Origin of the sequence: Streptomyces sp. VNUA24, from assembly GCF_029167005.1 — a bacterium.
In the GTDB taxonomy this organism is placed as follows: domain Bacteria; phylum Actinomycetota; class Actinomycetes; order Streptomycetales; family Streptomycetaceae; genus Streptomyces; species Streptomyces scabiei.
Map to the genome: position 1 here is coordinate 7,686,352 of NZ_CP119143.1, position 13,595 is coordinate 7,699,946.

Consider the following 13,595-nt stretch of genomic DNA (forward strand, 5'->3'; position numbering starts at 1 on the left):
CCCGCACGTGCCTCCCCGCGCGCGCCCGTCTTTAGCAGGGCCAAAGCGTCAGGGCCGACGATCCCCGCAGGGCGGATCCCGGGACCCCGGCCGCGCGGCCCGGCCGCCCGGCCGCCCCCGGGTGAGCCAACCGACCGATGGGAGAACCATGCGCTGGGAAAGCGTCTACGTGGCGGGGACGGGGGCCTGGCTCCCCGAACCGCTCTCCGCCCGCGCCGCCGTGGAGGCGGGTGAGTACGACCCCGAGCAGTTCGAGGCGGACGGTCTGCTGTCCGTCCGGGTGGCCGGTGAGGACATCGCGCCACCCGACATGGCGGTGCAGGCCGCCACCACCGCGCTCAAGCGGTCCGGTCTCGCCCCCGAGGCCGTACGTCTGCTGCTGCACAACTACGTCTGGTTCCAGGGCCAGACCATGTGGCCCGTGGCGTCGTACGTCGCCGACCACGCCGTCCACTGGAACGTGCCGGCGTTCGAGGTGAAGCAGGAGTGCAACGCGGCCATCGGCTCGCTGGAGCTGGCCGCCCGGCAGCTGACCACCGAGCCGGACGAGGCCGCGGCCGTCCTCACCACCGCCGACCGCTTCGCCGAGCCGCTGATCAACCGCTGGAGCGCGGAGGAGGGCCTCGTCTACGCCGACGGCGGCACCGCCCTGGTGCTCTCCAACCGCGACGGCTTCGCCCGGGTGCTGTCCACCGTGACCCGCGCCGACAACCGGATGGAGGCGCTGGCCAGGGGCGCGGGTCTCACCCCGCTGCCCACCCAGGAGCCGTACGAGCACGCCGACCGCTTCGCCCACTATCTGCGCTCGCGTGGCGGCACCATCCGGGAGGCCACCGAGCGGCTGGTCGCCATGGTCAAGGGCGCCGTCGACGACGCCCTGACGGAGTCCGGGACGAAGCGGGAGGAGCTGGCGCACGCCGTCATCCCGACCGGCGGCCGCAGCAAGATGCAGTGGCAGGCCGAGCAGTTGCTGGGGGTGCCGGAGGAGCGCACCACCTGGGAGTTCGGCCGCCGCGCCGGGCACCTCGGCGCCGGTGACCAGTTCGCCGCGCTGAACGACCTCGCCGAGACCGGGGCGCTGCGTCCGGGCGAGCGGGTGCTGATGCTCTCCGCGGGTCCGGGAACCGCCAGCTGCGCCGTCCTGGAGATCCTCCGCACCCCCGGCTGGACGACTCCGGCCGCCGAACCTCAGACCCCCGAGGAGCAGCGATGACCGCGACCGTGATCGGATCCTTCCCCGGCACGGCACTGATCGACGACGCCGTCGGCACCGAGACCGCCCCCCGGGTCGACAACGCCGCCGAGGTGTTCCTGACGGCCGCCGCCGCCCGTTACCCCGACGCCCCCGCCGTGCGGGACCGCTACGGCGTGTGGACCTACGCCGAACTCGACGCCGCCGCCGACTCCTTCGCCCGGATCCTGGACGGCCGGGGCGTCAAGCCCGGCGACCGGGTGCTGGCCCGCGTCGGCAGCAGCCGCGAGTTCACCGCCCTGCTGTACGGGACCTGGCGGCAGGGCGCGGTCCTGGTGCCCATCAACCCGGGCATGAGGGCCTTCCACCTGCAGTCGGTGCTCGCCGACTCCGAACCCTCGCTGATCGTCGTCGAGGACGCCGAGCGCGACGGCGCCGACGGCCTGGTCTGGCCGGCCGGGGTGCCGGTCGCCGTCGTCTCCGAGCTGGACCTGTCCGGTCCGGCCGACCCGGCCGCCCGTACCCAGACCGAGGTGCCCGCCGACCGGCTCGCCCTGCTCATCTACACCTCGGGCAGCACCGCGGCGCCCAAGGGGGTGGCCTGCCCGCACGGACCCGTGGCGTTCGCCGCCCGCGCCATCGCGGCACGGCTGGAGTACCGCCCCGACGACATCGTGCTCACCGCCGTCCCGCTCTCCTTCGACTACGGCCTCTACCAGGTCTTCCTCAGCGCGCTCGCCGGTGCCGAACTGCTGCTGTCGGGTCCCGCCGACCACGCCCGGCTGCTCGGTTTCGCCCGGGACCACGGGGCGACCGTCGTCCCCCTCGTGCCGTCGCTCGGCGAACTGCTCGTCAAACTCGCCTCCCGCGACCAGCGGCCCACCCGGATCCGCCTGTTCACCAACACCGGCGCCGCCCTCAACGCCCCGCTCATCGCCACGCTCCGGGAGACGTTCCCCGGCGCGTCGGTGGCGCCCATGTACGGCACCACCGAGTGCAAGCGGATCACCATCCTCGAACCCGACGGCGACCTGGCCCGCCCCGGCTCGGTGGGGCCCGCGCTGCCCGGCACCGAGGTGCTCGTCGTCGACGACGACGGACGGCCCGTCCCGACGGGGGAGACCGGCGAGATCGTGGTGCGCGGCCCGCACCTGATGGCCGGCTACTGGCGTTCCCCCGAGCAGACCGCCCTGCGGTTCCGGCCGGGCGCGGACGGCGGCCCGGTCACCCTGCACACCGGCGACTACGGCCGGCTCGACGCGGACGGGCACGTCTACTTCCAGGGCCGCCGGGACGACCTGTTCAAGCGGCGCGGCTCGCGCATGAGTTCCGTCGAGATCGAGGCCGCCGTGCTCGACATCGACGGCGTGCGGGAAGCGGCGCTGCTCGTGCCGGAGGACGACCGCGACATGGTCCTCTTCGTCGTCGGCGAGAGCCCCGACATCGACGGGGAACAGGTGCTGGCCCGGCTCGGGGACCGCCTCGAAGCCGCCAAGGTGCCGGACGTCTGCCATGTGCTGGCCGCCCTTCCCCTCACCCCCAACGGCAAGACCGACCGCAAGGAGCTGCGCCGGCAGCTCATGGAGGGCACCTATGTCCACTGACCGCGACCGCACCGGGCCCCCCGGCGACGACATGACGGTCCGCCGGCTCGTCGAGCAGTACGGCAGCCCCCTGTACGTCTACGACCTGGCCCGGGTGCGCACCGCCCTGGAGGACCTGCGGGCGGCCCTGCCGCAGCCGTCCCGCGTCTACTACTCCCTGAAGGCCAACTCGCACCCCGACCTCGTCGCCGAACTGCGCCGGGGCGGCGCCCGCGCCGAGGTGACCTCGCGCGGCGAACTGGCCGCGGCCCTCGAAGCGGGCCATCCGGCGGCGGAACTGATGTACTCCGGCCCCGGCAAGGTCCCGGCCGAGCTGGACGAGGCGATCGCGGCGGGGATGCGCACCTTCTCCGCCGAGTCCTTCGGCGACCTGGACCGGATCGGCGCCGCCGCCGACGCCCACGGCGTCACCGCGGACTGTGTGCTGCGGATCAACGCGGCCGGCGCCCCGGGCCAGGGCGGCCTGCGGATGACCGGGGGCCCGTCCCAGTTCGGGTTCGACCTCGACGATCTGACCGAGCACGGCGCCCGGCTCCTGGTGAAGGGCGTCCGGATCATCGGGATGCACTTCTTCCCGCTCACCAACGCCAGGGACGAGGACGGCCTCCTCGCCGAACTCGCCCAGAGCGTGCGCACCGCCGCCCGCCTCCGGGACGAACTCGGCATCCCGCTGCACCTGCTGGACCTCGGCGGAGGCTTCGCCGCCCCGTACGCCACCCCCGGCGAACGGCCCGCCTACCCCGGGCTGCGCTCGGCACTGTCCGCCGTGCTCGACGAGAGCCTGCCGGGCTGGCGCGACGGCGAACCGGTGGTCGCCTTCGAGTCCGGCCGCTATCTGGTGGGCGACAGCGGGCGGCTGGTGAGCACCGTCACCGACGTGAAGAACAGCCGCGGCAACACCTACGCGGTCCTCGACGCCGGCATCAACCACCTGGGCGGCCTGTCGGGCCTGGGCCGGCTGCTGCCCCTGTCCGCCCAGCCGCTGTCGGGCCACGGCCCGGCGACGGACGCGGCCGGCGACCGGGAACCCGCCTTCGTCACCCTCGCCGGTCCGCTGTGCACGCCCGCGGACATCCTGGCCCGCGCGGCCGACCTGCCGGGGCTGCGCCCGGGCGACCTGCTGGCCTTCCCCAACGTGGGCGCCTACGGGCTGTCCGCGAGCCTGCTCGGCTTCCTCGGCCACCCGGCGCCCGCCGAACTCGTCGTGGACGGCGGCGAGACCGTCTCCGCCGGCCGCCTGACCCTGCGGCGCCACCCCGTCTCCCCCCTCACCGCATCCCGTACGGAGGACACCACCGCCATGACACAGACGACCACGGGAACGGCGCCCGCCGGCACGGCCGACGAACCGGCCGCGCCCTGGGACCCGACGTACGCGGCCCTGCTCCTGGAGGCCCTGCCCCGGCTCGCCGCCCAGGGCGAGCTGAAGCCCGACACCAGCCTCAAGGCGGCGGGCCTGGACTCCCTCGCCATGGTCGAGGTCCTGGTCCGGGTGGAGGAGACGTACGGCATCGCCGTCCCGGACTCCGAGCTGATGGCCGACACCTTCGCCACCCCCGCCTCGCTGTGGCGCGTGGTGTCCGCCCTGCGGGAACAGTCCGTCGGCTCGGCCTGACCCCGAGCGACCAGAGAAGGAGACCCCCATGAAGTGGGAAGGTGTGTACGTGGCGGGGACGGGGGTGTGGCTGGGCGAGCCCGAACTCGCCCGGTCCGCCCTGGAGTCGGGCGCGTACGACGCGGAACAGTGCGCGGCGGACGAGATCCTGTCCGTCTCCGTCGCCGACGAGTCCATGGCCCCTCCGGTCATGGCCGTCCACGCCGCGACGACCGCGCTCAAGCGGTCCGGGGCGGACGCGGCCGACGTGGATCTGCTGATCCACAGCGGCATCTGGTTCCAGGGCGTGGAGATGTGGCCCGCGGCCTCCTACGTGGCCGGGCACGCCCTCGGCCGGGGCGTGCCCGCCCTCGGTCTGGAACAGGAGTGCAACGGCGGTCTCGGCGCACTGGAGATCGCGGCCCGTCAGGTCGCCGCCGGCCCGGCGACCGGAGCCGCGATGGTCACCACCGCGGACCGGTTCGGCGCGCCCCTGGTGCGCCGGTGGAGCAGCGAGCCCGGCTTCGTGTACGGCGACGGCGCCACCGCGCTGCTGCTGTCCGCGCGGGGCGGCTTCGCCCGGCTGGTGTCCACGGCCACCGGCGCCGACAACTCCCTGGAGGCCGTGGTGCGGGGCCCCGGGCTGCGCCCCCTGCCCTCGGGCGAACCGCTGGACCTGCTGGGCAGGGTGGGGCACTACATGCGCGCCCACGGCGGGGTCCGGGAGGCCACCGAGCGGGTCGCGGCGGTGGTGAACGACGTGGTGGACACCGTGCTGGCCGATGCCGGCATGGCGAGGACGGACGTCGACCGGGTGGTGGCGCTCGCCAGCGGGCGCAGCCGCCTGGAGTGGCAGCTGCCTCAGCTGCTCGGCATCCCCGTCGAGCGCTCCACCTGGGAGTTCGCCCGCCGAGTGGGCCACCTCGGCGCCGGTGACCAGATCGCCGGGCTCAACGACCTGCTGGAACGAAGGGAGTTGAGCCGGGGCGACCGGGTCCTGCTCGTCGGCGGCGGTTCCGGGTTCAGCTGTACCTGTGCCGTCCTGGAGATCCTCGACGTACCGGACTGGGAGCCCTTCCGCAGCGACGAACGGTGACGGGCCGTGCCACGCGTGACCGGGTGCGCGGGCGGGCAGGATCCGCCCGCCACCTGCGGCTTCAGCGCCGCTCCAGTGGCCCGCCGCATACTGCGTTGTTCGATCGCTCGTGACGTACGGCCGGGCCGGTCCCCACGGCCGGCACGGCCGATCCGGCCGTACGCCTCGACACCGAGGAGAAATACATGGTGATGACCGAGTCCACCAACGCCACGAGGAGTTCCACCCCCCTTCCGCTGCGCGTCGCCTGGGGCGCGCTGGCGGCCTTCCTGCTGCTCTGGGACGTCTTCGAGGTGCTCAAGCACATGGGCTGGGTGATCCCGGGGGCCTTCCTCGGCGCCGCCCTGCCCTTCCTCCCCCGGCTCGCCGGGCTGGGCCGGGCCCACGAGCCGGGTCAGCTGGCTCCCCGGGCCGTTCCCCTCCACAACATCCTCAACCGGGCCCTGATCCCGTTCGCGATCATGGTCGTCTTCTCGTTCCTCGGGGACGGGCCGGAGGACATCGCGGCCCCCTTCACCTTCGGCATGAGCTGGCTCACCTCCATCGCGTTCGCCCGTGCCGTCGGCTTCGGCCTGCGGACACCGGAGGGCTGGCAGCGCTGAACCGGCGCCAGGTCCCAGGCCCGCAGCCCTTCCCCCGGGGCGGCGGGCCTGTTCCGTGCCCGGGGCCCGCGCCCGGTCCGGTACAGGGAGCCTTTATCGCTGCACAAGGCGCCCCTGCGACTGTCGGCTGACAGCCCGACATGTCTGTGAACCGAAGTAGCCCTGGAGGCCACACGATGGACACCGCCTCAGTGCCCCCCGCCGGGACCGGGACCGATAGCGAGACCGAGTACGAGTACCCCTTCCACCGCCCCTCGGCGGTGGAGGTGCCCCCCGTCTACGAGGAGCTGCGCGCCAAGTGCCCGGTGGCCAGGGTGAGGCTGCCCAGCGGCGACGCGGGCTACGTCGTCAGCCGGTACGACGACGCCCGCGTCGTGCTGGCCGACCCCCGGTTCAGCCGGGCGGCGATGCTCGACGAGGGCGCCCCCCGCCTCACCGCGGCCCCGCCCATGCCGGGCAGCCTGTTCACCATGGACGCGCCCGAGCACACCCGGGTGCGCAGGCTCGTCTCCCGCGAGTTCACCGCCCGACGTGTGCAGAACCTCCGCCCGCGCATCCAGCAGATGACCGACGAACTGCTGGACGAGATGGAGAAGCTGTCCCCGCCGGTCGACCTCAACCCGGCCTTCGCGTTCCCGCTGCCGGTGATGGTCATCTGCGAACTCCTCGGCGTGCCCTTCGAGGACCGGGACCGCTTCCGCGGCTGGTCCGACGCGTTCGTCTCGCTCACCGCGCACACCGCCGAGGAGGTGATGGAGCAGCGCATGTCGATGGTCCAGTACCTCGCCCAGCTGGTCCAGCGCAAGCGCGAGGAGCCCGCCGACGACCTCATGAGCGCCCTGGTCGCCGTGCACGACGAGGACGGCGACCGGCTGAGCGAGCACGAGCTGATCACCATGGGCATCACCCTGCTGGTCGCCGGGCACGAGACCACGGTCAGCATGATCGGCAAATGCGTCCTGACCCTGCTGCGCCACCCCGAGCACCTGGCCGCCCTGCGCGAGCGCCCCGAGACGATCGACCAGGTCGTCGAGGAGCTGCTGCGCATCAACCCCATCGGTGACGGCGGCCCGTTCCGCGTCACCCTGGAGGACGTCGAGATCGCCGGCACCACCATCCCCAAGGGCAGCGGTGTCATCGCGGCGGTCGCCTCCGCCAACCAGGACCCGGAGCGCTTCGGGGCGGACTCCGGCGTCTTCGACCCCGCGCGGTCCTCGGCCGGTGCCCACCTGGCGCTCGGCCACGGCGCACACTTCTGCCTGGGCGCGGCCCTCGCCCGCGCGGAGCTGCAGATCGCCGTCTCCTCGCTGATCCGCCGCTTCCCCCGGCTGGCCCTGGCCGACGAGGTCGACAACCTCAGCCTCACCAGCGGCATGATGGTGCACGCCCTGAGCCGGATGCCCGTCACCTGGTGACCTCCGCCGGTGTCGCCGGCGGACAGACCGCTGCCCGGGTCCCTTCCGAGGGACCCGGGCAGCGGTCTGTGGTGGGCGCTCCGCGCTCAGGGGCGGCCGGCCGGCTGCCGCACCACGCGGGGGGCCACGACCGGCCCCGGCTCCTGCACCTGGAAGTACGCCCTGGCCAGCACCTTCTGCTGGAGCGCCTGGTTGCGGTCCACCACCCGGTACAGGGACCGGCGGGCCAGGCCGCCCAGCCGTCCGTCGAGGGCGAAGAGACGCTCCTGGCGCAGCTGGAGCGCGCGGGAACGGCGTACGGCCTCCTCCCGCGTGCGCTGGAACTCCTCGCCCGCCCGGACCAGCGCGGCCGCGCTGTCGTCGGCGAGGGCCTCCCCGACCAGGGGTGCCAGGGTCACCGCGTCGATGATCGCGTGGTTGACGCCCTGCCCGAGGATCGGGGTCAGGGTGTGCGCGGCGTCTCCCATGAGGACCAGACCGGGCATCGACCAGCGGGGCACCACCGTGGTGAAGATGTCCAGCATCGAGGTGTCCGACCAGGCCTTCACCTCCTTGCGCACGGTGGTCGACAGTTCGGGAGCGAGCCGGTCCAGCCGCTCGTGCAGCGCGCCCAGCCCTTGGGCCCGCAGGTCCTTCAGGCCGCCCTTGGGGATGTTGAGTCCCACCCGCACACTGTCCGGATGGGTGGGGATGAACAGCCCGTGCTCACCGCCCCGGATACGGATGCGGTACGTGTGGCTGTCCCACTCCTCGGGGAAGGGCAGTCGCAGCCAGACGACGTCCCGGTCCAGCGGCTGCTTCTCGTACGGCAGCCCGGACATCTCCCGGACCTTGCTGAACCGTCCGTCGGCCGCGACCGTCAGCGCCGCCCGTACGACGAGGTCGCCGTCGGGGGTGCGGGCGCGCACACCCGTCACCGGTCCGTCGTCGCCCTGCTCCCGGAGCAGGGCGACGGCGGTGGCGGACTGACGCAGTGTGAAACCCGGGTGCTCCCGCCCGGCGTCGGCCAGGGCGGACAGCAGAGCGGGCTGCGGAAGCTCCACGGGGTAGGGGTGGGGGTAGCGGAAATCGGAGAAGTCGACGCTCAGCACGGTGCTGCCGGAGTCGATGATCTCCATGTGGTGCATCTGGGCGTACGTTCCGTCGAGCCGGTCGAGCAGACCGAGCCGGTCGAGCAGCCAGACCGAGTCCGGGGACACCGACTCGCCGCGGAAGGAGCGGTTGAAGTGTCCGCTCTGCTCCAGGACCACCACCGACACGGAACGTTTGGCGAGCTCCACGGCCAGTGTGAGCCCGGCGGGACCTCCTCCGACCACGCACACCTGTGCGGTCAGCTCTGCTGTCATCGTTTTTGCTGCCTCTCCAGCGGAGTCATGGTCGCCCGATGGTGGGACCGCGGGCTAAAGCTCCCCTTGCAGCCGTTGCCGTCGGTCCAGGTCACGCGTGGGCACGTGCGAGGACTCGACCCGGACCTTCAGCGCGTCGGTGAGGTGCCGGAAGCCCTGTTCGGACGGGGTGATGACGGAACCGGCGAACGGCACCAGCAGGCCGCTGAAGCGTTCGGTCTGCACCACGTCGGTGCCGCCGTCGCGCGCGGTCAGCTCGAAGCTGTGCACCCCGTCGAAGACGCCGGGCACACCGAACCGGCCACGCCAGCGCAGCAGTCGCCCCGGCTCGCTCTCCAGCACGGTCGGCGTGAACACCATCTCCCGTCCGCCGTCGGGCAGCCGGAACCGCAGGGTGAGCCGGGCGCCCGGCTCGGCCCGGCCGGAAGCCTCCACGAGGAAGGGGTTCCACTCGTGGAACCGTTCGAAGTCGGTGAGCACCGACCACACCTGGTCGACGGTGCCGTGGATGTGCACGGCGGACGAGATACGGCGCATGACGTTCCTTCCGGGACGGACTGCGGTGAACACGGGCGCGACGAAGCGGCCCCGTGACGGTCGTGCGGACGAAGAAGGAGACAGGGGCGGGAGGCGGCGGGACGGGACGGGGGCGGGACGGGACGGGGGCGGCAGGTGTCCCGGCGGCGGCGCAGGGCGCGCCGTGAAGGGCCTCGTGCGGCCGACGCTACCGGCCGAACCCGGACCGGCGCGGTCCGCGGGCCTCCGGCTCTAGCACGACCTTAGCGCCGGTCGGCAGGGTCCCCTCCGGACGCTTCAGTGAGAATCCAGCGCCCTGCCCGACGCTTGGCGTACGCGTCCCGCCCCCCACGGGCGCGAAGGAAGGAAAACCCATGTTCTCGGCTCTGGGCTCGGCCCTGCACCGCCGGCGGATCGTCATGCTCCTGCTGACCCTCCTGGTCACCGCCCTGGCCACCGTGTACGGCGGCACCGTGGAGGAGAAACTCTCCAACGGCCTGTCCGACTACGACGATCCGGGCGGCGGCAACGTCGCGGCCCGCGAGATCATCGAACGGGCCACCGGCATCGACCCCCAGCAGGGCCACCTGCTGCTGGTCCGCACCGACGAGCGGCTCGCCGAGGACACCGCCCCGCCGAAGGCCGTCACGGCCGCCGCGGAGCTCCTGCGGTCCCGCCCCGAGGTCGAGCAGGTGCTCGACTACACCTCCCCGGACGGCGCCGCGCTCATCTCCCGGGACGGACGCAGCACCGTGGTCGTCGGCGCCACCGGCTCCATGACGGACCAGGAGAGCGCCCGGGCCGTGGAGGGCCTCCAGAAGGCCATCGACGACGATCCCACCCTGCGCGGCAGCACCTGGCTGGGCGGCGCCACACCCGGTCACGTCCAGGTGGCCGACGTGTCGGGCACCGACCTGGGGCAGGCCGAACTCCTCGCCACCCCGGTGATCCTCGTGGTGCTCTTCCTGGTCTTCCGCGGACTGGTCGCCGCGCTGGTTCCCCTGCTGGGCGGCATCGTCTCCCTGCTGCTCACCATGGCGGGCCTGCGCGTCGCCACCGAGTTCATGAACGTCTCCACCGGCGCGACGAGCCTCGCCTTCGCCCTCGGCCTCGGTCTGTCCATCGACTTCGGCCTGCTGCTCGTCTCCCGCTACCGCGAGGAACTCGCCGAGCACGGACCGGGCGCCGAGGCCGTCCGGCGGACCATCGCCACCGCCGGCCGCACCGTGCTGTTCAGCGCCCTCACCGTGGCCGCGGCCCTCGCCGCGCTGATCGCGTTCCCGCAGCCGTATCTGCGGTCCATGGGACTGGCCGGCGTCATCACCGTGGTGTCCGCGGCCCTGTTCGCCCTCCTCGGACTGCCCCCGCTGCTCGCCCTGCTGGGCAAGCGGATCAACTCCCTCGCCCCGCGCCGCTGGCAGCGCACCGCCGGTGCCGCCCGCGCCACCGAGGGACGCTGGTACCGCGTCGCGCAGGCCGTGATGCGCCGCCCCGCCGTGTTCGCGCTCGCCGCCACGGCCGTACTGCTGCTGATCGCCTCGCCGCTGCTGGGTGTGCGCTTCACCGGGGTGGACCCCACCCTCCTGCCCGAGGAGACCAGCGCGGGCAAGGTGGCCGCCGTGCTCGACGAGGACTACGACGCGAGGGCCACCTCGCCGCTGCAGATCGTGCTGGAGACCGACGGCGCCCCCGACACGGCGCGGCTCGCCGACTACACCGAGCGGATCGGCGCCGTCCCCGGAGTCAAGTCGGTGGGCACCCCCGTCGAACTCGACGACCGGTACTGGGAGATCGACGCCGTCCTGGCCGAGGACCCGCTGACCGACTCGTCCATGGACGCCGTCGAGGCCGTGCAGGACCTGGCCGCCCCGTACACCGCCCGGTACACCGGCCGGACCGCCGACTTCCTGGCGCAGCGTCAGAGCATCGCCGACGCCCTGCCCCTGGCCGGCGGCATCCTCGTCGTCGTCACCCTGCTGCTCCTCTTCGCCTTCTCCGGCTCGGTGGTGCTGCCGCTGAAGGCCCTGCTGATGAACCTGCTGTCCACCGGCGCCGCCTTCGGCTTCCTGGTGTGGGTGTTCCAGGACGGCAACCTCGGCTTCGCCCCGCAGACCGGGCTCGAAGCCACCACGCCCGTCCTGGTCTTCGCGCTCGCGTTCGGCCTGTCCACGGACTACAACGTCTTCCTGCTGAGCCGGATCAAGGAGGCCAGGGCCCAGGGCCTGGACAACCGCGAGGCGGTCGCCCAGGGTCTGTCCCGCACCGGCGGGATCGTCACCTCGGCCGCGGTCCTGTTCTGCATCCCGGTGGGCGCGCTCGCGATGTCCCGGCTGGTGTTCATCCAGGAACTGGGCCTCGGCGCGGCGTTCGCCGTCCTCATCGACGCGACCGTGGTCCGGGCCTTCCTCGTCCCCTCCCTGATGGCCCTGCTCGGCGCGGCCAACTGGTGGGCCCCGGCCCCCCTGCGCGCCCTGCACCGCGCCCTGCGCCTGGACCGCATGGAACACGCCGAGGCCCCCGAGCCCGCCCCCGCGCCGGCTCCCGACAGGACGTCCGCACCCGTCGGCTGACGACGGCCGGGCGGTACGACCCGGGCCCGGGCGCCCCGCGAGGCCCCGGGCCCGGCTTCCTCGTGATCACCCACGTACGACGCGTCCACGACGACGAAAGGCCGCCCGCCATGCCGAAGGTCAGTGAGGCCCACCGGGACGCCCGGCGCCGGCAGATCCTGGACGCCGCCCGTGCCGTGTTCGCCGAGAAGGGGTTCGTGCGGGCCTCCACCGGTGACATCGTCGCGCGGTCGCGGCTGTCCAGCGGCGCGATCTACAGCTACTTCCCGAGCAAGGACCATCTCGTGCGGGCCGTGTGCGAGGACACCATCGACCGGGCCCTGGACCACGTCACCTCGCCGAACCTGTCCGCGTCGCCGGAACGCGTCCACGGCAGCGGCGACGGGCGGGAGCACGCGCGGCTGATGGCACAGATCTGGGGCGAGGCGGCCGTCTCCCCGAGCCTGGCGGAACAGGTCCGCCGCCATCTGGCCACCGCCCACGAGAAGGCCGCCGGCCTCATCCGCGACGAACGCACCGGGCACGGCCTGTCCGGCGACCCGCACGCCACCGGCGCGGCGAACGTGCTCCTCGCCCTGCTCACCGGCTACACCCTGCGCCTGGCCATGGGCGACGAGACGAACCCCGACGCGTACGTCCGGGCGATCCACACCCTCATCAAGACGCCCTGACGCCCTCGCCGGGCGGCTCGGACGCCCGTCGCGGCGGATCCGGCGTCGCCGCCCGGTCAGGACGCGGGCGGCAACCCCAGCCCCACGGCGGCGAGTTGCAGGGCCTCCACCACGGCCGCCGTCCGGGGCTGCGGGCCGGACGGCGAGGCCGGCCAGACCGCGGCGATGCGGCGGTGGCCCGCGACCTGGACCGTCGGCAGGGCCACGGTCTCCGGCGGGGCGTCGGCGAGGGCGAGCGTGGGGACGACGGCCGCGCCGAGGCCCGCCCGGACCAGCGCGAGCGTGGTCGGGAACTCCAGGGCCGTGTGCGCCCGGCGCGGGGCGAAGGCGTACTGGGCGCAGATACGGTCCAGGGCGCGGGAGCAGGCCGTCCCGGCCGGGGCGGCGACCCAGGGACGGTCGGCCAGCTCCCGGACCGAGCGGGGCGACGGCGACCAGTCGCCGGGGGTGATCACCCGGTACGCGTCGTCGGCGACCGCCGCGGACGCCAGGTCGCGCCCCTGTGCGTCCGGGCCGGGATCGTCGCCGTCGTACTCGACGACCAGCAGGTCCACGCCGCCGGTGCGCAGGTCGCGCAGCGCCCCGGGCCCCTCCGACTCCACCACCCGCGGTTCCAGACCCGGATGGGTGCGGGCGAGGGTGCCGAGGGCGGGGACCAGCAGATGGCACACCGCCGAGGAGAAGGCGGCGACCGTCACCGGCCCCGTCGAACGGCCCGTCAGCTCGGCGAGTTCCCGGCGGGCCTCGGCCAGTTCGTGCTCGATGCGTTCGGCCCGCGCCGCCAGCAGCCGCCCCGCCGGGGTCAGCCCCGCCCGGCGCCGCGAACGGTCCACCAGCGGCTGGCCCACCTCCCGCTCCAGCTGCGCCAGATGCTGCGACACGGCCGAGGGCGTCAGATGCAGCACCTTCGCCGCGTCCACCACACCACCGCGCAACGCCACCGCACGCAGGACGCGCAGCCGGCGAGGGTCCAGTTCCATAAGCCGTAC

The 13,595-nt window shown here is 73.7% G+C and carries 11 protein-coding genes; 8 read left to right on the forward strand and 3 right to left on the reverse strand.

The genetic code is table 11. From position 1 onward, the window contains the following. The first annotated feature begins 148 nt into the window (after positions 1 to 148). The 6 genes from PYR72_RS32945 (at position 149) to PYR72_RS32970 (ending at position 7,503) form a co-directional block, all read left to right on the forward strand. Positions 149 to 1,213 carry a ketoacyl-ACP synthase III family protein gene (locus PYR72_RS32945; protein ID WP_275458662.1) on the forward strand — a complete coding sequence of 355 codons (1,065 nt, stop codon included), beginning with the start codon at positions 149 to 151 and terminating at the stop codon, positions 1,211 to 1,213. Further along, on the forward strand, positions 1,210 to 2,796 hold the full coding sequence (locus tag PYR72_RS32950; protein WP_275458663.1) for a class I adenylate-forming enzyme family protein: 1,587 nt from the start codon (positions 1,210 to 1,212) through the stop codon (positions 2,794 to 2,796). Before PYR72_RS32945 ends, PYR72_RS32950 begins: the two co-directional genes overlap by 4 nt. Then, positions 2,786 to 4,411: a phosphopantetheine-binding protein gene (locus PYR72_RS32955; RefSeq protein WP_275458664.1), complete on the forward strand. Its 1,626-nt coding sequence runs from the start codon at positions 2,786 to 2,788 to the stop codon at positions 4,409 to 4,411. The genes PYR72_RS32950 and PYR72_RS32955 overlap by 11 nt, the downstream gene beginning before the upstream one ends. A 28-nt stretch (positions 4,412 to 4,439) precedes the next feature. Beyond that, the gene (locus PYR72_RS32960) at positions 4,440 to 5,486 is read left to right on the forward strand and encodes a ketoacyl-ACP synthase III family protein (RefSeq protein ID WP_275458665.1); all 1,047 of its coding nucleotides are present in this window, start codon (positions 4,440 to 4,442) and stop codon (positions 5,484 to 5,486) included. Between the two features lie 185 nt (positions 5,487 to 5,671). Beyond that, the gene (locus PYR72_RS32965; RefSeq protein ID WP_275458666.1) at positions 5,672 to 6,088 is read left to right on the forward strand and encodes a hypothetical protein; all 417 of its coding nucleotides are present in this window, start codon (positions 5,672 to 5,674) and stop codon (positions 6,086 to 6,088) included. A 176-nt stretch (positions 6,089 to 6,264) separates the two neighbouring features. After that, on the forward strand, positions 6,265 to 7,503 hold the full coding sequence (locus tag PYR72_RS32970) for a cytochrome P450 (RefSeq protein WP_275458667.1): 1,239 nt from the start codon (positions 6,265 to 6,267) through the stop codon (positions 7,501 to 7,503). Positions 7,504 to 7,589: 86 nt separating this feature from the next. Here the strand turns inward: PYR72_RS32970 and PYR72_RS32975 are convergent, their stop codons facing one another. Together PYR72_RS32975 and PYR72_RS32980 are read right to left on the reverse strand one after the other, a co-directional pair. Continuing rightward, positions 7,590 to 8,849 carry an FAD-dependent oxidoreductase gene (locus PYR72_RS32975; protein WP_275458668.1) on the reverse strand — a complete coding sequence of 420 codons (1,260 nt, stop codon included), beginning with the start codon at positions 8,847 to 8,849 and terminating at the stop codon, positions 7,590 to 7,592. Positions 8,850 to 8,903: 54 nt separating this feature from the next. Next, complete coding sequence (locus PYR72_RS32980) at positions 8,904 to 9,386, reverse strand: SRPBCC domain-containing protein (RefSeq protein ID WP_275458669.1); 483 nt, start codon at positions 9,384 to 9,386, stop codon at positions 8,904 to 8,906. 353 nt (positions 9,387 to 9,739) lie between these two features. Here PYR72_RS32980 and PYR72_RS32985 point away from each other — a divergent pair, with 353 nt between their 5' ends. Together PYR72_RS32985 and PYR72_RS32990 are read left to right on the forward strand one after the other, a co-directional pair. Next, on the forward strand, positions 9,740 to 11,935 hold the full coding sequence (locus tag PYR72_RS32985; RefSeq protein ID WP_275458670.1) for an MMPL family transporter: 2,196 nt from the start codon (positions 9,740 to 9,742) through the stop codon (positions 11,933 to 11,935). 110 nt (positions 11,936 to 12,045) lie between these two features. After that, entirely contained in the window at positions 12,046 to 12,606 is a 561-nt protein-coding gene (locus PYR72_RS32990) for a TetR/AcrR family transcriptional regulator (RefSeq protein WP_275458671.1), read from the forward strand. 56 nt (positions 12,607 to 12,662) lie between these two features. On the opposite strand, the gene PYR72_RS32995 is transcribed toward PYR72_RS32990, so the two are convergent. After that, on the reverse strand, positions 12,663 to 13,586 hold the full coding sequence (locus PYR72_RS32995) for a LysR family transcriptional regulator (RefSeq protein WP_275458672.1): 924 nt from the start codon (positions 13,584 to 13,586) through the stop codon (positions 12,663 to 12,665). Between the last annotated feature and the right edge of the window lie 9 nt (positions 13,587 to 13,595).

Bases quoted from the DNA above. Each gene is read 5' to 3' on its own strand.
- PYR72_RS32995 (WP_275458672.1), bottom strand. From the start codon at position 13,586: ATGGAACTGGACCCTCGCCGGCTGCGCGTCCTGCGTGCGGTGGCGTTG.
- PYR72_RS32960 (WP_275458665.1), top strand. From the start codon at position 4,440: ATGAAGTGGGAAGGTGTGTACGTGGCGGGGACGGGGGTGTGGCTGGGC.
- PYR72_RS32955 (WP_275458664.1), top strand. From the start codon at position 2,786: ATGTCCACTGACCGCGACCGCACCGGGCCCCCCGGCGACGACATGACG.
- PYR72_RS32990 (WP_275458671.1), top strand. From the start codon at position 12,046: ATGCCGAAGGTCAGTGAGGCCCACCGGGACGCCCGGCGCCGGCAGATC.
- PYR72_RS32945 (WP_275458662.1), top strand. From the start codon at position 149: ATGCGCTGGGAAAGCGTCTACGTGGCGGGGACGGGGGCCTGGCTCCCC.
- PYR72_RS32970 (WP_275458667.1), top strand. From the start codon at position 6,265: ATGGACACCGCCTCAGTGCCCCCCGCCGGGACCGGGACCGATAGCGAG.
- PYR72_RS32975 (WP_275458668.1), bottom strand. From the start codon at position 8,849: ATGACAGCAGAGCTGACCGCACAGGTGTGCGTGGTCGGAGGAGGTCCC.
- PYR72_RS32980 (WP_275458669.1), bottom strand. From the start codon at position 9,386: ATGCGCCGTATCTCGTCCGCCGTGCACATCCACGGCACCGTCGACCAG.
- PYR72_RS32965 (WP_275458666.1), top strand. From the start codon at position 5,672: ATGGTGATGACCGAGTCCACCAACGCCACGAGGAGTTCCACCCCCCTT.
- PYR72_RS32985 (WP_275458670.1), top strand. From the start codon at position 9,740: ATGTTCTCGGCTCTGGGCTCGGCCCTGCACCGCCGGCGGATCGTCATG.
- PYR72_RS32950 (WP_275458663.1), top strand. From the start codon at position 1,210: ATGACCGCGACCGTGATCGGATCCTTCCCCGGCACGGCACTGATCGAC.